The organism is Paenibacillus sp. p3-SID867 (assembly GCF_025142895.1).
Taxonomy (GTDB): domain Bacteria; phylum Bacillota; class Bacilli; order Paenibacillales; family Paenibacillaceae; genus Paenibacillus_AQ.
Map to the genome: position 1 here is coordinate 370,504 of NZ_JAMBDM010000008.1, position 21,041 is coordinate 391,544.

At 48.2% G+C, this 21,041-nt stretch carries 19 protein-coding genes and 1 pseudogene; 13 read left to right on the top strand and 7 right to left on the bottom strand.

The genetic code is table 11. The features are described from left to right. Positions 1-25: 25 nt before the first annotated feature. The 6 genes and pseudogenes from nirB to M4D81_RS18715 all read left to right on the top strand — a co-directional run bounded on the left by nirB (position 26) and on the right by M4D81_RS18715 (position 6,166). Complete coding sequence (gene nirB / locus M4D81_RS18690; protein WP_260067591.1) at positions 26-2,458, top strand: nitrite reductase large subunit NirB; 2,433 nt, start codon at positions 26-28, stop codon at positions 2,456-2,458. 13 nt (positions 2,459-2,471) lie between these two features. Then, the gene (nirD, locus tag M4D81_RS18695) at positions 2,472-2,792 is read left to right on the top strand and encodes a nitrite reductase small subunit NirD (protein WP_071224386.1); all 321 of its coding nucleotides are present in this window, start codon (positions 2,472-2,474) and stop codon (positions 2,790-2,792) included. A gap of 66 nt (positions 2,793-2,858) precedes the next feature. Further along, entirely contained in the window at positions 2,859-3,734 is an 876-nt protein-coding gene (locus M4D81_RS18700; RefSeq protein ID WP_260067592.1) for a formate/nitrite transporter family protein, read from the top strand. Between the two features lie 8 nt (positions 3,735-3,742). Continuing rightward, entirely contained in the window at positions 3,743-4,498 is a 756-nt protein-coding gene (cobA, locus tag M4D81_RS18705; RefSeq protein ID WP_260067593.1) for a uroporphyrinogen-III C-methyltransferase, read from the top strand. Between the two features lie 164 nt (positions 4,499-4,662). Then, positions 4,663-4,743 (top strand): annotated as a pseudogene (locus tag M4D81_RS34840) (FAD-binding protein); the annotation flags it as partial. Positions 4,744-4,834: 91 nt separating this feature from the next. Further along, positions 4,835-6,166, top strand: a complete 1,332-nt coding sequence (locus tag M4D81_RS18715) for an MFS transporter (protein ID WP_260067595.1) — start codon at positions 4,835-4,837, stop codon at positions 6,164-6,166. 49 nt (positions 6,167-6,215) lie between these two features. On the opposite strand, the gene M4D81_RS18720 is transcribed toward M4D81_RS18715, so the two are convergent. The 3 genes from M4D81_RS18720 to M4D81_RS18730 form a co-directional block, all read right to left on the bottom strand. Further along, on the bottom strand, positions 6,216-7,133 hold the full coding sequence (locus tag M4D81_RS18720; RefSeq protein WP_260067596.1) for an aldo/keto reductase: 918 nt from the start codon (positions 7,131-7,133) through the stop codon (positions 6,216-6,218). 412 nt (positions 7,134-7,545) lie between these two features. Then, complete coding sequence (locus M4D81_RS18725; RefSeq protein ID WP_260067597.1) at positions 7,546-8,265, bottom strand: glycosyltransferase family 2 protein; 720 nt, start codon at positions 8,263-8,265, stop codon at positions 7,546-7,548. Then, positions 8,262-9,002: a glycosyltransferase family 2 protein gene (locus tag M4D81_RS18730; RefSeq protein ID WP_260067598.1), complete on the bottom strand. Its 741-nt coding sequence runs from the start codon at positions 9,000-9,002 to the stop codon at positions 8,262-8,264. Before M4D81_RS18730 ends, M4D81_RS18725 begins: the two co-directional genes overlap by 4 nt. Before the next feature lie 123 nt (positions 9,003-9,125). On the opposite strand from M4D81_RS18730, the gene M4D81_RS18735 reads away from it, so the two are divergent. The 3 genes from M4D81_RS18735 (at position 9,126) to M4D81_RS18745 (ending at position 13,192) form a co-directional block, all read left to right on the top strand. After that, positions 9,126-10,109 carry a phosphotransferase family protein gene (locus M4D81_RS18735; RefSeq protein WP_260067599.1) on the top strand — a complete coding sequence of 328 codons (984 nt, stop codon included), beginning with the start codon at positions 9,126-9,128 and terminating at the stop codon, positions 10,107-10,109. Positions 10,110-10,304: 195 nt separating this feature from the next. Continuing rightward, on the top strand, positions 10,305-11,216 hold the full coding sequence (locus tag M4D81_RS18740; RefSeq protein ID WP_260067600.1) for an NAD(P)/FAD-dependent oxidoreductase: 912 nt from the start codon (positions 10,305-10,307) through the stop codon (positions 11,214-11,216). Positions 11,217-11,455: 239 nt separating this feature from the next. Next, on the top strand, positions 11,456-13,192 hold the full coding sequence (locus M4D81_RS18745) for an ABC transporter ATP-binding protein (protein WP_260067601.1): 1,737 nt from the start codon (positions 11,456-11,458) through the stop codon (positions 13,190-13,192). Positions 13,193-13,313: 121 nt separating this feature from the next. On the opposite strand, the gene M4D81_RS18750 is transcribed toward M4D81_RS18745, so the two are convergent. Both M4D81_RS18750 and M4D81_RS18755 read right to left on the bottom strand, forming a co-directional pair. Next, positions 13,314-14,138, bottom strand: coding sequence for a TerC family protein (locus M4D81_RS18750; protein WP_071224149.1), 825 nt, complete (start codon positions 14,136-14,138; stop codon positions 13,314-13,316). Between the two features lie 282 nt (positions 14,139-14,420). Continuing rightward, a complete protein-coding gene (locus M4D81_RS18755) occupies positions 14,421-15,323 on the bottom strand; it encodes a DMT family transporter (protein WP_260067602.1) in 903 nt (300 codons plus the stop codon). A gap of 126 nt (positions 15,324-15,449) precedes the next feature. On the opposite strand from M4D81_RS18755, the gene M4D81_RS18760 reads away from it, so the two are divergent. After that, positions 15,450-16,319, top strand: a complete 870-nt coding sequence (locus M4D81_RS18760; protein WP_260067603.1) for a LysR family transcriptional regulator — start codon at positions 15,450-15,452, stop codon at positions 16,317-16,319. Between the two features lie 235 nt (positions 16,320-16,554). On the opposite strand, the gene M4D81_RS18765 is transcribed toward M4D81_RS18760, so the two are convergent. Further along, positions 16,555-17,175 (bottom strand): flavin reductase family protein, encoded by a 621-nt coding sequence (locus M4D81_RS18765; RefSeq protein WP_260067604.1) that lies wholly within the window; start codon positions 17,173-17,175, stop codon positions 16,555-16,557. A gap of 97 nt (positions 17,176-17,272) precedes the next feature. On the opposite strand from M4D81_RS18765, the gene M4D81_RS18770 reads away from it, so the two are divergent. Continuing rightward, positions 17,273-17,962 carry an ArsR/SmtB family transcription factor gene (locus M4D81_RS18770; RefSeq protein ID WP_260067605.1) on the top strand — a complete coding sequence of 230 codons (690 nt, stop codon included), beginning with the start codon at positions 17,273-17,275 and terminating at the stop codon, positions 17,960-17,962. Between the two features lie 153 nt (positions 17,963-18,115). Here M4D81_RS18770 and M4D81_RS18775 read toward each other — a convergent pair whose 3' ends face one another. After that, positions 18,116-18,655, bottom strand: a complete 540-nt coding sequence (locus M4D81_RS18775) for an NADPH-dependent FMN reductase (protein ID WP_071224141.1) — start codon at positions 18,653-18,655, stop codon at positions 18,116-18,118. Between the two features lie 325 nt (positions 18,656-18,980). Here M4D81_RS18775 and M4D81_RS18780 point away from each other — a divergent pair, with 325 nt between their 5' ends. Together M4D81_RS18780 and M4D81_RS18785 are read left to right on the top strand one after the other, a co-directional pair. Beyond that, positions 18,981-20,153, top strand: a complete 1,173-nt coding sequence (locus M4D81_RS18780) for a GNAT family N-acetyltransferase (RefSeq protein ID WP_260067606.1) — start codon at positions 18,981-18,983, stop codon at positions 20,151-20,153. Between the two features lie 17 nt (positions 20,154-20,170). Further along, positions 20,171-20,950: a GNAT family N-acetyltransferase gene (locus tag M4D81_RS18785; protein WP_260067607.1), complete on the top strand. Its 780-nt coding sequence runs from the start codon at positions 20,171-20,173 to the stop codon at positions 20,948-20,950. Positions 20,951-21,041: the final 91 nt, after the last annotated feature.

Here is a 21,041-nt window from a genome sequence, read left to right on the forward strand (position 1 = left end):
TGTTAGACGGAGGGGAGTGCAAACCATGACAAAAAAGAAGTTAGTGATGATCGGGAATGGTATGGCAGGGGTACGGGCAATCGAGCATTTGATTAAGCTTACGCCTGAGGCGTATGAAATCACGATATTCGGTTCTGAGCCGCATCCGAATTACAACCGGATTATGCTGTCTTCCGTTCTTGCAGGCGGAGCCGACATGCAGGAAATTATAATCAACGATTGGGATTGGTACAAAGAGAATAACATCCATCTATATACCGGCCACACCGTAACCCGGATCGATACCAAGAACCGTAAAGTGCACTCCGATCAGGGAGCTGCGGCCGAGTATGATTCATTGATCATCGCAACCGGTTCGAATCCGTTTATGCTTCCTCTGCCTGGCGCAGACAAGGAGGGAGTTATCGCCTTTCGGGATATTAAGGATTGCGAGATTATGGTGGAGACTTCCAAAAAATATAAGAAAGCCGTGGTCATCGGCGGAGGATTGCTTGGTCTTGAAGCAGCAAGAGGGCTGCTACATCTCGGGATGGATGTTTCGGTGGTTCATCTTAGTCCCTATATAATGGAACGGCAATTAGATGAGACCGCAGCGAAAATGCTGCAGCTGGAATTGGAAGCCCAAGGCATGAAGTTCCTGCTTAGTAAAAATTCGGAGGCCATTGTGGGCCGAAAGCGGGTCAAGGAGCTCCGCTTCACGGATGGGACGCGCGTTGAAACGGATCTGGTCGTCATGGCTGTCGGGATCAAGCCCAACGTCATGCTGGCACAATCCGCGGGCATTGAAGTCAACCGGGGAATTATCGTGAACGACTATATGGAGACGAGCATCCCGGGGATCTACGCGGTCGGTGAATGCGCCGAGCATCGTGGGATTGCGTATGGGCTTGTCGCTCCGCTCTACGAGCAGGGAGCCGTGCTCGCCAAGCATCTGGCAGGTGTGGAGACAAGTGGTTATGGCGGGTCCGTACTATCTACCAAATTGAAGATCTCCGGTGTAGATGTATTCTCGGCAGGTCATTTTGCAGACCCGGAAGGATCCAGGTCGATGCGGTACCAGGACGAAGTTGAAGGTGTATATAAAAAAATTGTCATCCGCGATGACCAGCTCATCGGAGCTGTTATGTTCGGCGATACGGGAGATGGGCCAAAGCTGTTCTCGCTCATGAAAAGCGGCGAATCCATCAAGGGCCGGGAGAAGGAGCTTCTGTTAGGCTTTACGGGTAATGCAGGTGCCGTATCGACGGAACAACGGCTGGCTCAGCTAGCGGATGATGAGATCATTTGCGGTTGTAACGGTGTGTCGAAAGAAACGATAAAAGATGCCATTCTCACGAAAAATTGCAACACCGTTGCTTCCGTTAAAGCTTGTACAAAAGCATCGGGATCCTGCGGCGGCTGCAAACCTCTTGTTGAGGGACTGGTTCAGATATACGCCGGAGATGCAGCAGGGGAACCCGTAAAAGAAGGGATATGCGGGTGTACTTCGCTAGGACGGGATGAAATTATCGCAGAAATTACCCGTCTTGGACTTGGAACCGTCAAAGAAGTGATGAATGTGCTGGGATGGGAGAATCCGGAGGGATGTTCTAAATGCCGGCCATCCTTGAACTACTATCTGGGCATGCTGTTTCCAGAGACCTATGTGGATGAGAAGGAATCCCGCTTCACGAACGAGCGTTATCATGCCAACATTCAGAAGGATGGCACGTATTCCGTTGTTCCCAGAATATATGGCGGTGTGACGTCGCCGTCGGAGCTAAAGAAAATCGCGGAGATTGCGGAAAAATTCGATGTGCCGATGGTTAAGATTACAGGCGGACAGCGGATCGACCTGCTTGGCGTCAAGAAGGAGGATCTGCCGAAGATGTGGGAGGAGCTTGATATGCCTTCCGGGTATGCTTACGGTAAAGCTCTCCGTACGGTTAAAACTTGCGTGGGGTCCACGTTTTGCCGATTCGGCACCCAGGATTCCATAGGCATGGGCGTACGCTTGGAGAAAGAGTTTGAGCGGCTGAGCACTCCAGCCAAAGTGAAACTTGCGGTTTCCGGATGTCCTAGAAATTGCGCAGAAGCGACCATCAAGGATTTTGGAGTCGTAGCGATTGATGGTGGATGGGAACTGCACGTCGGCGGCAATGGAGGCGTTCATGTTCGGGCTACGGAGTTATTGTGCATCGTGAAAACGGAAGATGAGGTGCTCGAATGGGCCGGGGCATTTATCCAACACTATCGGGAAAACGCGCAGTGGAATGAGCGTACATCGGTTTGGATCGAGCGAGTAGGCTTGGACCATGTGAAAAAAGCATTAGAGAAGAAAGAGGACCGCGTCGCGCTCTTCTCGAGAATAAAGCTGGCTTTAAGCAAGCAGCAGGATCCATGGAAGGAAATTACGTCGGACAGCGGGCTTCGTAAAAACTTCGTGCCTTTGCCTGATGCTGAACCAGTGACGAAATAGGGGGAAACCAATGATGACGAAACTTCATGTAGGATATGTAAACGAAATTGATCATAAAGGCTCAAGGACCATTGAAGTCGGCGGAACGGAAATCGCGCTGTTCCGTTTATCGGATGGGGATATTCTGGCTGTGGAGAACAAGTGCCCGCATAAAGGAGGAAAGCTTTCGGAGGGAATGGTGTGCGGGAAGCAGGTGCATTGTCCGCTGCATGATTGGAAGATCGATCTATGCAGCGGGCGGGTTCAAGAGCCGGATACGGGTAATGTTAACACCTATCAGGTTGAAGTTGATCCGGTAAGCGGCGCGATTTACCTGCAGGATCGTACGGCTTGACGCGAACCAGTTACCGAATGGCATTTCATAAGGTGAGTGATTGATTCATTAGAGGGGGTGCACGAGATGGATTATGTGAAACCGAATCAGGTAATGGATGACATGATCGAGGCCGGAGCCGCGAAAGCCCGGCTGAAGACTTCGCAGATGCTCATCCGCGGCATGTTATCGGGCGCCATCCTGGCGTGCGCCACCACGCTGGCTTTTTCCGCTTCGGACCAAACGAATATACCGATGGTAGGCGCGCTCCTGTTTCCGGTTGGCTTTGTGATGATTGTACTGCTGGGCTTAGAGCTGGTAACTGGAAGCTTCGCACTCTTGCCTTTAGCCGTCCTGCAAAAGAAGGCTTCAGGTGCCTCTATGCTTGCGAATTACGGATGGGTAATTCTCGGACATGTGATAGGCTGTCTGATTTATGGGGGGCTCTATACACTTACCGCGACCAGGATGGGGACGGATATGAGTCATCCGCTTGTTCAGATGATCATCGACACCAGCGAAACAAAGACAATCGGCTATAAGGCGCTGGGCGTGAGCGGCATGCTGCTGGTGGTGATCAAGGCTATGCTCTGCAACTGGATGGTGACGCTAGGCGTTGTCATGGCGTTTACGTCAAGCTCAACGATAGGGAAAATCGTTGCGATGTGGCTGCCCATCCTGGTCTTTTTCGGTCAAGGCTTCGAGCATGCCGTGGTAAATATGTTTGTAATACCGGCGGGCATGATGCTCGGGGCGGATGTAAGCTTGGCCGATTGGTGGCTCTGGAACCAAATCCCCGTATTAATAGGTAATTTTATTGGCGGAGCGATATTTACCGGGGCGATGTTGCACTTGTCCCAATTCGGATTCGGAAAGCGCAGCGAGGTTAACCCGATTGGGAAGGTCCATCATGGACTCAGAGTTATGGAGGCGACCGCGGTTCCGGTCGAAAAAAGACGATGAGGCCGGGCATGGTGTATATTGTTGGCGCAGGTCCGGGAGATCCGGAGCTGATCACGCTGAAAGCCCTTCGGCGTATTCAGGAAGCGGACGTCATTATGTACGATCGACTGGTGAACGATGAGCTGTTGAGTTACGCGAAGAAGGATGCTTTGCTTGTATACTGCGGTAAGGCACCCGGCAGCCATTCCGTTCCGCAGGAGAGGATTAACGAGAACTTGATAGACTTTGCCCTTGCAGGTCATGATGTGGTCCGGCTCAAGGGAGGTGACCCGCTGATCTTCGGACGAGGCGGCGAAGAGGCGTGCGAATTGGCTGCACGAGGCATTCCCTTCGAGATCGTGCCCGGCATTACCTCGGCTTTGGGCGCAGCCTCCTCCACAAGGATACCTCTGACCCACCGTGGAGCCAGCACTTCGGTAGCTTTTGTCAGCGGAACGAGCTGCCATGGAAATGAGCGGGGCGTCAGGTGGGACTTGCTGACTCACAGTGTGGATACGCTTGTGGTATACATGGGCGTCAGCAGGTTGAACGATATCTGCAAGGAGATGCTCGCTCATGGCAAGCCGTTCTCGACTCCCGTAGCTATCGTTGAACAGGGGACTCGGGCAGAGGAGCGAACCATAACGGGAACGCTCGGAACCATCCACAAGATCGCTCTTCTAATGAACGTGAAGAATCCGGCGCTTCTGATCATTGGCGAAGTTGTGCGAGTGAGGGAGCAGCTCCTGAAACTGGCTGCGGAGGCGGAGGAACGGACAGGATAAAAGGAACGAAACGCATATATATACGCTGACAATAGGAGTGAACCCTTATCCACATGGGGTTCACTTTTTTTGATGTGAAACAGGTTTGCAGTACAGGGAAGGCATACACGATATGAAAGCGGCATGTGTTATACGCGATACCAATTTGCAGAAAGTGGGAAATGCTGGGCGGATTACAAACTGATCTAACTGGGCGGGTACTGAATGCGAATGGCGAGCCGGTTTCCGGACTCTACGCGGTTGGCAGACTCTATATGGACAGACAAATGAAATTTTCCTCTTATCGTAGGAAGGTTTATGGTATTCTGATTGGTAGCACATGAAAGGAGAATGTCCATGTCCCATGATCAGGATATTGCTGAAACCAACACGAAGCGGCAATCCCATATTCAATCTTACATCGATTCGCCCGACTTGCAGAACAAGCTGTATAAGAAAACCCTCATCGTTGTGATCCTCTCGCAAATATTCGGTGGGGCTGGTCTGGCCGCAGGATTGACGGTCGGTGCGCTTCTGGCGCAGGATATGCTCAAGACGGACAGCTATGCAGGAATCCCTGTTGCTCTTATCACGGTCGGTTCCGCACTGGGTGCCTGGTATATTGGTCGGCTTACCCAGCGCTATGGAAGAGGGCCGGGTCTGGCTGCCGGATTCCTGGCGGGTGGAATTGCCGCGATCGGAGTTATATTGGCTGCCGTTTATCATAATATTTATCTGTTGTTCGCCTCGTTGTTGATATACGGTGCAGGTACCGCAACGAATATGCAAGCTCGTTATGCAGGTACGGATTTGGCTAAACCTTCACAGCGTGCAGGAGCGGTCAGCATGGCGATGGTTTCCACCACCTTCGGTGCCGTTGCGGGTCCGAATCTGGTGGGGGTTATGGGGAACGTTGCCGAATCCTTCGGGATTCCTGCCTTGGCCGGACCATTTATTTTAGCGTCCGTGGCTTTTATTCTGGCAGGCATGATCCTGCTATTATTCCTGCGCCCGGATCCTTATGCGATAGCCCAAGCAATTGAGGAAGCTAGAATGAAAATTTCCGGTGATTCTTCTGCCGGCACGGTGAACGGATCAAAACGAAACAAACGGGGGATCATGGTTGGAGCCTGCGTGATGATATTGACTCAGGTAGTCATGGTCTCAATCATGACCATGACGCCTGTCCATATGAAACATCATGGACATGATCTAGGAGCGGTAGGTTTGGTGATTGGCATTCATATCGGAGCGATGTACCTGCCCTCGTTAATCACAGGTTTTCTTGTCGATAAAATCGGCCGCATCAGCATGTCCATCGCTTCGGGCGTCGTGCTCTTGAGCTCCGGGATTCTAGCCGCTGTGGCTCCCGCCGAATCCATGGCGCTGATCATAACGGCGCTGGCTCTGCTGGGGCTGGGTTGGAACCTTGGTTTTATCAGCGGAACCGCGCTCATCATCGATGCAACCCATCCATCCGCCCGCGCTAGAACGCAGGGAACAGTGGATGTCTTGATTGCTTTGGCGGGAGCATCGGGCGGCGCTTTATCCGGTATGGTGGTTGCCAATACCAGTTATGGTACGCTTTCCATTGCAGGAGGTTTACTGTCACTGGTGATGATCCCTGTTTGTCTAAGCACGGTGAACAAGCGCAAACCATCATCATCTTCAAAAAACGCGGCAATATAATGAAAACAGCCTCCTATCATAGACGATAGGAGGCTGTTTTGTAATGGGCTTAAGGAAGGATGTTGCCCGCCGCACGGTAAATGGCATACCATTCTTCACGGGTGAGCGTTACATCGCCGGCTTTAATACAGTCATGCAAACGACTGATATTCATCGTCCCGATGATCGGCTGCATGTGTGCAGGGTGACGAAGAAGCCATGCGATGGCAATCGTGGTGTTGGTTACGTTGTATTTTTCCGCAATCTCATCGATCTTCTGATTAAGTTCAGGGAACTTGTCGCTTCCAAGGAATACGCCTTCAAAGAACCCGTATTGGAAAGGAGACCAAGGCTGAATCGTAATATCGTGAAGTCGGCAGAAATCCAGTACGCTGCCATCACGGTTAACCGCGGCGTCATTCTCCATATTGACGTTGATCCCGCTCTGAATCATGGTGGTGTTCGTGATACTAAGCTGCAGCTGGTTGGCCACGAGCGGCTGCTTCACTGCTTTTTTCAGCAGCTGGATCTGCATCGGATTCTGGTTGGATACGCCGAAATGACGCACTTTACCGGAGCTTTCGAGTTTATCGAATGCCTCAGCCACCTCTTCAGGCTCAACCAGCGCATCGGGACGGTGCAGAAGGAGTACATCGAGATACTCGGTTTTGAGTCTTTTCAGGATACCATCGACGGAATTCAAGATATGCTCTTTGGAGAAATCGAACATGCCCTGACGAATCCCGCATTTGGATTGCAGAATGATCTTCTCGCGGACTTCTGCATTCATATGTATCGCGTCTGCAAAAATTTCCTCGCAAGCTCCGCCGCCGTATATGTCGGCATGGTCGAAGAAGTTAGCGCCTTCCTCCAGTGCGGATAATACGAAACGCTCGGCTTCCGCTTTTTCCAGCGAATTTATACGCATGCAACCCACGGCTACAACAGGTACTTCCAGTGAACTGCTTCCAAGCTTCATCGTTTTCATGATTACGGTCCTCCCATTCAAAAATAGGTTGATTGTGCGACCACCTCGCTGTAGTTGCAGGGGCAGCTGAGAACTTGTAAGCAAAACTATATAGATGAATAGGTCTGTCTATGCTGACAGTCTCTAGTTTATTGTGACATGCAGGTGCAAGGTGTACAAGCTTAAATTTGCCAAGAGAGCTTGGGAATCATTGAGCGAGGGAAGAGGATCCGGACGGCAACGATCTTGTGATCGGGGATGACCAAGCAGGCGCAGTCGGTGATTCCTAATATTTGATATGTACCGCTGGGGAGCGTGCTGCCTATTTCCGAGATGGCTCTCGGTTTATATGAATGACTCGAGCTCTCCGGTTCTATGGGAAGGCTCGAGTCACCATTCTTCAGCTTCGGTATATTAAATATGGATGCTGGGTCTAACCTTTGCTTACGAAATTCTTAGTGTTATCTACTTTCAGCTTTTTTACATGTTGAGTTAATAGCTTCTTGTCGCTTATGATCCAGGTGTGATTCTTGGAGTTCCGTCTTCGGTTCGCTATGAAATGGTAGGGACTACCAGAGTATATTCTAAAGTTACGAGTTATACAATCAGCACAAAATTTGACGCACTCGCTGCGATTTTGGTTCGGAAACGATACTTGATTGAATACGTGCCGTTTAACCAGAATGGTCGCCCCTTGAACAAGGGGGGCCCATCGATTGGCCATGTTGGGGTAACGGTACAGAAGATCCTTTTGACCGGCAAGCTTCATGAAGTGTGCCCTTTTTCCTACAATATCAGCACGAGTCTTGATCATGAGACCGACGCTATCCTTCAGATAATCGCGAGCGTAATAATCATCGTCGTCAAATTTAGCAATGATGCTGTGCTTAGCGACCTTTACACCAAAATTGAGGCAGCTGCCGAGCGATAATTCAGCTGGCTTCCTATATATTCTCACGTTACGATATGGTTTGGCTGCCTGTTGAACTTCCGATAGTCTTAGGCTGTCATGATTTAATATGATGATTAACTCTTTGTGCCTGTAATTCTGTCTGGCGTAATTTTCTAACAGATTGTGCAGGCATTCCGGTCTTTTGGTACAGGTGATGATCGAAACGGCAGGCTGTGAGGGAGATAATGACGTTCTCGTCAAGTTCGATCGCCTCCGGATTTCCTCTGAACAAATGTTTTGTAGTCTTTTACATTCGGAACTTTAGGGTGCTTGTCGGTAAGTTCTTTATCGCTGATGACCCACGTATGGCTTGATGAATTTTTCCTTCGTATTGCCGCAAAATTATACTTATCACCGGAATAGATCCTGTAGCCCTTACGCTTGCTTCTCATGCAAAAAAGATCGTCCTCACCGACGTTTTGATTTGGAAATCGTATTTTGTTATGGAGGTTCTTTTTAAACATGAGCGTAGCACCCGGCAGTCTGGTTACGGGGCGGTTTTCATCGTTAGGAAAACGTAGAATAAGAGTTTTGGAGCCTTGTAAATACATATAATGTGCGCGTTTCCCTATAATATCGGCGTTCGATCTTCTTAATGACTTCAGGCTGTCCGACAAGTAATGAGGGGCGTAATAGTCATCGTCATCGAATTTGGCAATGATGCCGTATCTCGCTTTGCTTACAGCGTAATTTAGACACGCACCTAGAGTGACATGTTCGGGCATGCGATAAATTTGTATATTTCGATGCTTATTGGCCAGCTGTTGGTAAGGAGAGAGTGCGATTGAACTATCGTTGATAACGATAATAAGCTCTTTTTTGGGGTGAGATTGTCTAGTGAAATTGTGGAACAGGTTTTTTATATAATTGGGGCGATTGGTGCAGGTAATAACGGATACGCCCTGTGCTTTAGATGAATGGTTAAAGCTTGCTGCCATTACATCACTCTCCTTATCTATGAAGATAATTCCTATATCACATTAGAATATGTAAACTATAAATAGTGGTAACGGCATTACTGCATGGTCAACTCAAAAAAATTATAATAGGAGGGCATCGAGATGAAAGAGGGATGGGAACGCACAGTGCCGCCGATGCAACTAGACATCACACAAATTCATGACATGATTACACCCGTATTTCCCCGTAAAAAAGTAGTAGCCGCTGAACGGATCGGTACCGGACTTAGCAACACCAACTACAAAATTCGTCTGGAAGGCAGTGCAGAACCTTACGTGCTGCGTTTGTTCAGGAAAGGTCTGAAGATTGCGGAAAAAGAACTGGCTATCATTCAAAGGGTTCGTCAAACCGTACCTGTTGTCGATTATATCTATGCAGATACGAGCTGCAGGGTATTCGATAAGCCATGGGCGGTAATGGAGTGGAAGGAAGGCGATCTTCTTCGTGACGTGATGCAGGGCGGAAGCGAGCAGGATCTCATTGCCGCTGCAGCCTCCGCTGGACGCATTCTCGCCAACATACACAAGCACACATTTACGGAATCCGGATTCTTCAATGGGGACATGAAAGTCCAGGATCCGACGAGGATGGACGGGGAACGGTTTCTCGCATTTATTGAACAAAGCCTCTTTCAGGATCCATGCGGCCAATGGCTCGGGGAAGAGCTGGCTCAATCGGTATGGTCCTTCAGTCGAACGTACAGTCATTTATTGTCGGAGCTAGAAGATACGCCCGTGCTTGTTCACTCGGACTATAACGGTTTAAATATATTAATGCAAAATGGTGCTGGAGGATGTGAGGTTTCGGCAGTGCTTGATTGGGAGGACGCTTTTTCATGGAACCGATACGTAGATATAGCCAATATGCTTCGATACGAACGCGAAGGATCTGTATTTGAAAAGAACTTTATTCGTGCATATCGTGAGGAAGGAGCGGTCCTGCATGATCACTGGAAAATCCTATCCAAGCTTGAGGATCTTGTTGCCTTGTGCGATATGTTAACCCATTCCAGCTTGGCCACGCCCAATCGAATGCATGATCTACAGCGTTTAATTGCGGAAACCGTTCAGGTTACGAATGGCTGAGGTTATTTTCGCTTCGTAAATTAAAATAACAATTCGAGTTGCAATATGGACTTCGCCTGTCTATAATGGATATCATAAGTCTATAATAATATTTGTCCATGGAAATCTTCCTTGGGCATGGAGAAATAAACAAGAAGTCATGTCTTCTTGTGTTCTCATTATGGATATTAAAGATCCGGAAAGGTGTTGGTATAAATGAGTGAGCAATTGCATGATGTCCTTATTATTGGCGGGGGGCCGGCAGGCTTGAATGCTGCGTTGGTATTGGGGAGAGCGAGAAAAGATGTGGTGCTGATCGATGAAGGGAAGCCGCGTAATAGAGTTACCCGCGAGACTCATGGTTTTCTTACCCGAGACGGTGTCAGCCCATCGGAATTTCGGCGCATCGCAAGGGAACAGATTAGCGCGTATCCTTCTGTCCGTTTCGTAGAGGATACTGCCGCATCGGTCACAGGTGTTGATGGCGATTTTCAAATTACAACAGGACAAGGGACGGTATTTCGCGGTAAAAAGCTGCTCTTTGCCGTCGGGAAGAAAGATAGCCCAATGGATATTAACGGATTGGCAGACGTTTATGGAAAAAGCGCCTTCGTCTGTCCATATTGCGATGGATGGGAACTGCGGGATCAGCCGCTTGTTGTGATTGCCAAGGGTGCGGGTGCAGTGCACTTTGCCAAAGTCATTGCAGGTTGGACAGATCATTATACGATCTGTACCCATGGGCCGGATGAACTGACGGATGAACAGCGCCAAGAGTTGAAGGAGCATGGCATCCCCGTATTCAGCTCCCCGATTCATCGCATCGAATCGAACGAGGGTATGGTCCGGCAAGTCGAGCTGGAGGATGGAAAGATCATTCCTTGCACAGGCATCTTTTTCGCACCTAAACTGGTCTCCGGCTCTGAATTGCCGTCCGCCATCGGATGTGATATCAATGAAGCCGGAAGCGTGGTCATTGACGCCTTCGGTAAAACGAGCGTGCCTGGCGTCTACAGCGCCGGTGATGCAGCCACGGAAATGTATCAGGCCATAGCCGCCGCTTCGATGGGAGCCATGGCAGCGGCTGCCATCAATGGTGAGCTGCTTAACGAACGTTGGAATCGGTAAAGCATAAATATGCGAAAGGCAAGCTTGGTTATGATCCATGCTTGCTTTTTTTTATGCCCTTAGGGGATTTTTTGAGTATAAATGATTCTTACACTCCGCGGTTGTGACGTTTTTGGGTATGATGGAATCATCAAGTAAAAGGAAGGGTGTTTAGGATGAGAAAAACGATGGATTACATCATGAATCAAGTTTGGAGGGATATGAACATGTAACCCTCCGACATTATGGAGGAGATATATTTGAATTCACGAACCAAGAAGTTTTTGTCCTATTATAAACCGTATCTGGGGTTATTATTTGCTGACTTGGCATGTGCTTTTGTTGTTTCGGCAATTACACTGATGCTTCCGCTGTGTATAAGGTATATCACCATCAACGTGTTGGAAGGGAATTCCCCGAATCCGCTGAATCAAATCTATGCAGTGGGTGCTGTCATGCTGGCCATGGTGCTTATTCATACTTTCTGCGATATGTTCATCTCCTATAAAGGACATATGATGGGAGCTTATATGGAGAGTGACATGAGACGGGAGCTGTTTGACCATTTTCAGAAGCTGTCTTTTGGTTTCTATGATGAGAATAAAACAGGGCAGCTCATGACACGTACCACCAATGACATTCTGTCGCTAACCGAATTGTATCACCATGGACCCGAAGATATTGTCATTTCCGTTCTGAAGTTCCTAGGTGCATTCATCATCTTAATGTATATTGACGTGAAGCTTACCCTGATTGTGTTTCTCTTTCTGCCGGTCATGGCCGTGTTTGCTTTTTATTTTAATAAGAAGATGAATGTGGCGCTGCGTGTTAGCAAGGACCGAATCGGGGATATCAACGCGCAGGTGGAGGATTCTCTATCGGGTATCCGTGTGGTGAAGTCGTTTACGAACGAACACGTAGAAAGGAAAAAGTTCGCTTACGCTAATGAGCGATTCGTTGACAGCAGAAGGGAAGGGTATAAGAGTGAAACCTACTTTTACGAAGGGTTGGTTGGGTTTACACAACTCATTACCATAACGGTCATTGTGTTTGGCGGAGCCGCAATCGTGGATGCCTCCCTGGAACTGGCGGATTTGCTCACTTTTTTCTTGTGTATTGGCATTCTGATCGAACCGATCCAGAGACTCGTTAATTTCGCCAGACTGTACCAGGAGGGTATCACGGGATTCGACCGGTTCATGGAGATTCTGGAGGTAGAGCCGGATATCGAGGATTCCGTTGATGCTGCAGTGATCACGCAGGTTCAGGGGAATATCACATTTCAGAACGTCAGCTTCAGATATAAAGATAACTACGGATATGTGCTGAAACAGGTATCGCTGGACATCAAGCCTGGCGAGTATGTGGCACTGGTAGGTCCCTCCGGCGTCGGCAAGACGACGTTGTGCTCGTTGATTCCGCGTTTCTATGAAGTAAGTGAAGGACGCATCATGCTGGATGGACGCGATATCCGGGATATCACGCAGCACTCGTTAAGAAGGCATATTGGGATTGTTCAGCAGGATGTATATTTGTTTGCGGGAACCGTCTTCGATAACATCCGGTATGGCAAAATGGAGGCCAGCGAGGAAGAAATCATCGAAGCTGCGAAAAGAGCGAATGCCCATGATTTCATCATGGCACTGCCGGAAGGTTATGATACGGATATCGGGCAGCGCGGCGTCAAGCTGTCCGGAGGACAAAAGCAGCGGCTCAGCATTGCACGAGTGTTCCTGAAGAATCCGCCGATCCTTATATTTGATGAAGCGACCAGCTCCCTGGATAATGAAAGCGAGCGAGCCGTCCAGGATTCGCTGGAACGGTTGAGCAATAATCGCACAACGCTTGTCATCGCTCATCGCCTGACAACGGTACGGAATGCGCAGCGAATCGTCGTGTTATCCGAGGACGGAATTGAGGAACAGGGCTCGCATGATGAATTAATTGCACGTCAAGGCGCGTATGCGAATTTATACAATATGCAATTAACCATATAAGCAGGAAGAAAGGCGATTTGCGAACGGTTTATGCACCGTCAGCAAATCGCCTTTTCCTATTGTTGGATCAATCTATTGATTGCGTTTGTTACGTTGTCCTGTTCCAATCGAAAATCGGAATTTACCCTTGAAGCGTTTTTCCAGGCTGCTGGTCTTCCACTTCCTTGATTGCATTGTCCTCGTCTTGGACTTTCCCCTTCGAAGAACTAAACCATCCGATAACGGCAATCAGCACAAGAACAATATAGAAGGATGCCTTCCAGATCGAGCTCTCAGGGAAGTGATGGTCGATAAGGGCAACATCGGGATGCGCAAGGGTAATGACGGCAAGCTTGACCCCTACCCAACCGACAATGAGGAATGCCGCCACTTCAAGCCCGGGGCGCTGCTGCAGCAGCTTCACGAAGTAGGATGCCGCAAAACGCATGATGATCAGACCAATGAATCCTCCCAGGAAGATGACGATGAATTGACCTCCGTCCAGGCCGCCGATGTTCGCCAGACCGCTTGGAGGCAGTGCCACAGCCAGTGCTACGGCTGCAAGTATCGAGTCTACTGCAAACGCGATGTCTGCAACTTCGACTTTGAAGACCGTCATCCAGAAGCCGGATTGCTTCTTGGGTTTGTTCGGTAGAGGCTTGGCGTCTTCCGTCGGTTTCTTGCCTTTGATCACATGTTTCAATGTGTGATTGATCGAAATGTAGAGAAGATAGAGTGCGCCAATGGCTTGCACCTGCCATACATCAACCAGGAACGAGATTAAGAACAGCGATCCGATGCGGAATACAAACGCTCCGAGCAATCCGTAAAATAAAGCCTTTTTACGCTGCTCCTCAGGTAAATGCTTTACCATAATGGCAAGGACCAGCGCATTATCTGCTGCGAGCAACCCTTCCAGTGCGATGAGCACCAACAGTACCCACCCATACTCCAATAAAAGCTCCATACCAATTCCTCCCAGTTATTTAATTGAAGGCACAAAAGAAAAGGACCTCCACCGGCAGGTGAAGGCCCCTCTTAATCAAAAAGAGACCTTCACCACAGAGTGTGTGGTAAAGGTCTCGCAAACAACGTATCGTTGCCAACAAAGCCGGGGAAATTTCCCGGAATGACGACTTTGTTGTGTCAGCTACTCCCCTTTAATCACGTTCCTGCATAACTGATATCGTTATCAGTTAAGCCGTGATATAAAGATATATATTTTTGGGGGATTAGTCAAGCTTTTTTTTTACTTGAATTCAGCAGAATACGGCTCCATTGGAACGGGACTAGAGCGACTCCTCATGTTTACATTAACGCTCGATATAACAACGCTAAGAAATACTAGGGCAGCACCCAAATATTGATTGGGATTCAGGATCTCGTGAGCAAACCAGAATCCGACCAGCGCCGCGAATACAGGCTCCAGAGAAAATACAAGTCCCGTCCGGGTAGCCGTCGTATATTTTTGGGCAATTGTCTGAACGATGAACCCGACCGCGGTGCACACCACGCTAAGAACAAGGACGGCAATCCACGAGTTGGTCGTGCTTGGCCATACTGGAGCTTCAAAGAGCAGAGACGAGATGAACGCATACAATCCGGTGAATCCAAGCTGCAGGATGCCAAGGCTTAGCGTATCGACCTTCTGTGCGGCAGTGCTTACCATATTGATATGAAGCGCATAACATAATGCGGCTGCGACGCAGAACAGATCACCGATCTTAAATGTAAAAGGAAGCTGGATGGTTAACAGTGCAATGCCCGTTAAGGCTAGCACAATACTGACAACCACTTTGTTCTCTATTTTTTTCTTAAATAGAAACGTATGTAATAAGGGGACAAACACCACCGTTAGACTGACCAGAAATCCGGCATTGGATGTTGTCGTGGTCTTCAGACCGAAGGTAAGCGCGGTGAACATGATAAATAATATAAAGCCTAGAAGCATGGCATATCGAATCGTCTTTACGTTAACCTGGCGCAAGCGGGGGAGAAAAATCACGCCTGCAAGTATAAAGGCCAATCCAAAGCGTAGGGCTATCAAATTAAACTCTCCGAGCGAATCCAGTCCCATTTTCATAAAAAGATAGGACGAGCCCCAACAAATGGTGATGAACAAAATCATGAGATCGGCCTTCAGCGGTTTCAAGTTCTATTTCCTCCTTCAACTGATTGAACAGAATCAGTATACTCACGTACAATAGACAAGTAAAACGAATGTTTCTAATAATAAATATGAGTAAAATTCATGTATAAATGATCAGGAGGAATTCCCTTGAGTATTAATAAATTCAAAGTTTTATTAAAGGTTGTCGAGCTCGGAAGCTTGACCCAAGCCGCCGAAGTGATGGGATTTACCCAGTCCGGTGTCAGCCATATGATCAGCAGCCTGGAAGATGAGTTTGGTTTCTCGTTGCTGATTCGGAACCGATCAGGAGCGAAGCTGACAACCAATGGAGAAGAGATTCTGAAGACGATACGGGAAATATTGAAATGGAACGAACATTTGGAACAGCAGGTAGCTTCCATTCATGGAATCGAGTTGGGAACCATTCACATCGGTACCTTCACCAGTGTCGGTGTTCACTGGCTGCCGGGGATTATTCAGGATTTTCAGCGGGATTATCCCCATATCGAGATTCGGTTGGTCGAAGGAGATTACCGGGAAATCGAGGATTGGATCGCGGAGGGCAAGATTGATTGCGGGTTCTTGTCACTTCCAACGTCGGATACATTCGATGCGATTCCTCTGCATCAAGACCCAATGCTTGTATTGCTGCCCTTGGAACATCCGCTCAGTTCGGAGGACTCTATTTCATTGTCCCAGATTGAGAATGAACCGTTTATTATGCCAAGCCAAGGTTCCGATTATGATGTGAACCGGATGCTGGTGAAGGCCCGGATCAAGCCGGATATCAAATATACGCTTGGTGATGATTATGCCATTATGGCCATGGTGGAGAAGGGGCTCGGCATTAGCATTCTTCCTGAACTTGTGCTGCGAGGGCAGCTGCGGAATATACGGCTGATCGAATTGAAGGAGAAGAGCTTCAGATCGCTCGGCATTGCCGTAAACTCCATGCGGGAGATATCTCCCGCTACGAAGCGATTCTTGAATTATGTTAAGAGTTATCCCAAGCTGTAGCTTCGATAAGGGCGCTAAATGTGACTCATACCCGACATCCAGACTCTATCACACGGCAGGAGCTTCGTTCATGATCATTCTATACATAAAATAATGGGTGTCACAAAATCGCTTGTTGGGATTGTTATATAGGTAAACAAAGAAGGAGGTGAGCTCGCTTGCAGCCAACCATCCCCGGGGAAGCGGAAGGAAAAAGAGAAGCCATTGGGCTCTCTCTCATTCTTCATCATTCTCGCTATGTTTCGGCTCGGAATGTTTTGCCTAACGGGTTGCCAAGGCCATAATAATGCCTGAAATTATATATGATCGGGCTCCATTTGGCGGGATCAATGTGATGTTCATTCCACATGATGTTTCGATGGGCGTGTACATGGATCGCCTGTGTTTCGACAATGGCAAACATGGAAGAATAGTCAGGCATCCGAATGTTTTTGACTGCGGCCTCAATTTGAATGGGGCACTCCATGATGCGAGTAGGCTTTACCGTGACAGAATCCGCAGGAGTTAAACCGCTAATCGCGTATTTATCTTTTTCATATGTAAAACCGTTCTTTGCCTTACCGTCAGGAACTGGATATTTTCCTGTATGAGGGGCTAATTGTTCAACATTTTCCCATAAGGAAGGATCAGGAAGGTTGATGACACATTCCGGATGCCTTTCCAAGTTCTCTATTGCTTTACCCCCGAGTCCGATTCCTAAAATAATGTAATCTCCGAGCGCCCATGAAGAGGATATGGGACTAATATTTACGGTATCATCTTCATTTAGCGTATTGAGTAAAATTACCGGGGTTCCATAGTACAGAATTTTCGGTTTAATGACGTCCGAGTTGATCATGCCTTTCATTTCCTTCATAAAATGTTCCTCCCATTAACTGTTCTATCCCAAATCATTGTAAAATAGAAAAGGTTCGATGCTCATCGAAATATGGATTACATCAGGAGGGATCGAGATGAATGCGAATTCGAACATAGCACAAGTAGCCTCACTCGTAAGCGATGCTTCAAGAGCGGCTATTCTAACCGTCTTATTGGATGGGCGATATCATCCGGCAAGCGAGCTGGCGTACATGGCAAACATCAAACCGCAAACGGCAAGTTTCCATTTATCGAAAATGGTAGCGGCGAATCTGGTCACCGTTGAGCAACAGGGAAGACATCGTTATTATGGGATACAGAATCAGGAGGTTGCCCAGATCATGGAGACACTTCTATCGATAACGCCTCCTGTCGAAATAAGATCATTAAACCAGGCTGCGGAGAATGAAGCCTTACGTCAGGCAAGGACTTGCTACGATCATCTTGCGGGGAAATTGGGAATCCAATTGACGAATTCACTGCTCAGCGCAGGGGTCCTATCCGAAGTGGAAGATCATTATACGGTTACAGAAAAAGGAGAGGACTTTTTCAAGGCATTTCAGGTCGATCTGGGCCGTGTTAAGCGCAAACGCCGCTCTTTCACACATCGATGCCTGGATTGGAGTGAAAGACGCCATCACCTGGCCGGGGCATTGGGACATGCCCTGCTAGAAAGGTTGCTCGAGTTACATTGGATACAACGCGTTCCAAACACAAGAGCCATAAAAATCACGCCCGAAGGCAAGAAGGGATTGAAGGAAATATTCCATATTGACGTGGAGTAGGAACGGGGCTTCGGCATAGGAATGATGCTGATCGACGATGCAGATATACTTATGGATGCAGAAAAAAGGATGCAGAAATATGAATGCAGAAAAATAAAAAGAACTGCTCTCGCCTCATCAGAAGATGAAGAAAGGCAGTCCTTGAATTAGAGATTAGCGCAGTGTTTTCAAAGCTCCGCTCCATGCAAGCACTTGGTCAAGCATGCCATTCAGGTTGACGAGATGCAGATCAGCCGGTTTGAATACAGAGCCACTCTCGAAATCAGTAAATAATGAAAGTGCCGGGTGTACACGAACATCCGCTACGGACAATTCGCCCAGAATTCCACGCAGATGTTCGGCAGCACGAGCGCCGCCAACCGAACCATAACTCACGATACCTGCAGCTTTGTTGTTCCATGGCTCACGAGCAAAATCGAGTGCATTTTTCAAAGCGCCAGAGATGCTGTGGTTGTATTCTTGTACGATGAATACAAAGCCGTCAAGACTGTTCAGCTTATTGTTCCAAGCGGTAGCTTGCTCTGTAGCATCAGCTTCGCCCAAAAGCGGCAGCTTGTAATCAGCGATATCAACGATTTCGTAGTTTGCATCTCCGCGTTCATCAGCGATACGTTTAACCCATTCACCTACTTGCGGGCTTAAACGACCTTGACGTGTGCTGCCTAGAATGATACCGATATTCAATTTGGACATTGTTGTTACCTCCTGATTATTATAAATTTATTTTATCTGGATGTGTTTGTTATTTTGCATGAGCTAATCATAATCTCAGGGGGTTATCTTTGTCAAGTAGCTTACAAAAAGTTCGTGAAAAATATTCTGATTTTTTTGTGTCCATTATATTCTCATTACGGTCCCAATGCGGCAGGATATGGTCCTGAAAACAGACGGTGTTTTGTACCGCATAGACAGCAGCAATGTTATACTGATCATATGTCCTGGAACAACATTCTGAACCGGGATAAACGGTAATTCCGCAAACAAAAGTACATATAAAGATTGGAGAGGTGAAGCAAGTATGGAACTTAGACAATTAAGATCCGATGAGTTTGAGATCAGCACCAAATTATCCGAATATGCCTTTCAATATACGCTAACACCGGAGCAGCGAGAATCCAATCAAAAGCATTTTAAACCTGAACGCTTCTGGGGGATATTTGATGGAGAAGAGCTGCAAGCGAAACTGACCATCATCCCGCTGCAAGTTTATGTGCATGGAAACAAATTCGAAATGGGCGGTATTGCCGGTGTGGCAACATGGCCCGAGAACCGCAGACAGGGACATGTATCCACCTTGCTCAAGCATGCATTGCAAGAGATGAAGAGCAAAGGCCAGACCCTTTCCTTCCTCCATCCGTTTTCGATCCCGTTCTATCGTAAATTTGGCTGGGAACTTTACGCGGAATACAAAAAGTACACCATTCCGGTATCTAAATTCCCGCGTAAGGTGGAAGTGCCTGGCCGCATTGTAAGAGGCGTAACCGATATTCCAACACTGGACGGCATGTATCAAGCCTATGCCAGCCGCTATAACGGTACGCTTGTGCGGGATGAAGCGTGGTGGACAAGATTCGTGCTGCAGGGCGACAACCACAGCGTTGTTTATTATTCAGCGGAGGGCAAACCGACGGGCTACGCATTATATGAGCTCAAGGACAAAGATCTCGTGTGCGACGAATTTGTGTACCTGAATGAAGAAGCCCGAAGCGCACTCTGGACCTTTTTTGGAAACCATGATTCCAGGATTGAGCAGGTTACGATGACGATGGTACCTGGGGATGATCAGCTGCCATTCATGCTGCCGGATCCACGCGTTACCCAGGAAGTGGTCCCTTACTTCATGGCCCGAATCGTAGATTTGAAATCCTTTGTGGAGCAGTACGCTTTTGAGGCTCACCAAGAAGCCGTAATGACCATAGAGGTGGAAGATTCCGTTGCGCCTTGGAATGCGGGCAGATGGAGGTTGTCCGTTAATCAAGAGGGGAAAGCGGAGCTGTCGGAGCTTCCGACCGATCAAGGGGAGCAGGCTGATCTGACCACCGATATTCAGACGTTGTCTGCGCTGTTTACGGGATACAAAAGACCACAGGCGCTGCATGCCATTCACCGGCTATCCGGGAATCCAAAGGCCCTAACACAATTGGAGACGATGATTCCCGCTGGTCAAACCTACCTCATGGATTTCTTTTGAGAGAGGGAGAAGACTTGGTGATTCGCAGACTGTTGGCTGAAGAACTGGGGCGTCTCTTGGAAACAATAAATAGAGAGCAGCATTTCTTATACTATTCCTACCTAACGTTCCGGAAGAATCAAACCGTTCACTATGGGCAGTTCTCAGAATGCGGAGAGCTGCTGGGTGTTACGGCTTTCCTGAAGGGTCTGCCTTTCTACGCCTTTTCGGTTTATCCCCTTCAGACATCGTTTCGGTTTCGGTCCATGCTGACCCGAATGAAACGAGATCTGGAATTACCCGATGGGGAAATAGGGAGCTTTATCGTGAGTGAGGATGAATGGGAGGTTCTAAATCCTGAGGTTGATGTGACGAAACCTCCCGCAGGCATCCTTCTCATGAAGCATCGGCATCTTGAAGATTTGCCTGTAGGGGATAACGAGGTGTTTCGTTTAGACCCCTCGTATTTTGACATGATCGAGTCGAAAATGGCTGAGTTCCATTCAATGGCTTTTGCAAGGGAAGAGCTTCATAATCCGTTCTATGGGGTTGTTCAGGATCAGGAGCTCATCGCTGTCGGCGGATACCATATTTATAGCGATGATTATGTGGAGCTTGGGAATATCGGCACGGATGCTGCGTGGAGGAGACAGGGGTACGGCAAAAAGGTGTGCGCGGAATTGACCCGTAAGGGGCGTGCAATCACTCCCCATGTCTATCTGAATGTGCTGGAGGATAACCTAAGCGCGGTACGTTTATATCAGTCTCTGGGATATGTGACGGTGTGCAAACAGTACATCGTTGAATTCGGTCTATAATTAGGAGCAAGGGGAAAGAAGCCTGATTTATCAGGCTTCCAGGCTGTCGAGAAAGTCTCGACAGCTATTTTTTATACATTTAATTCAACAC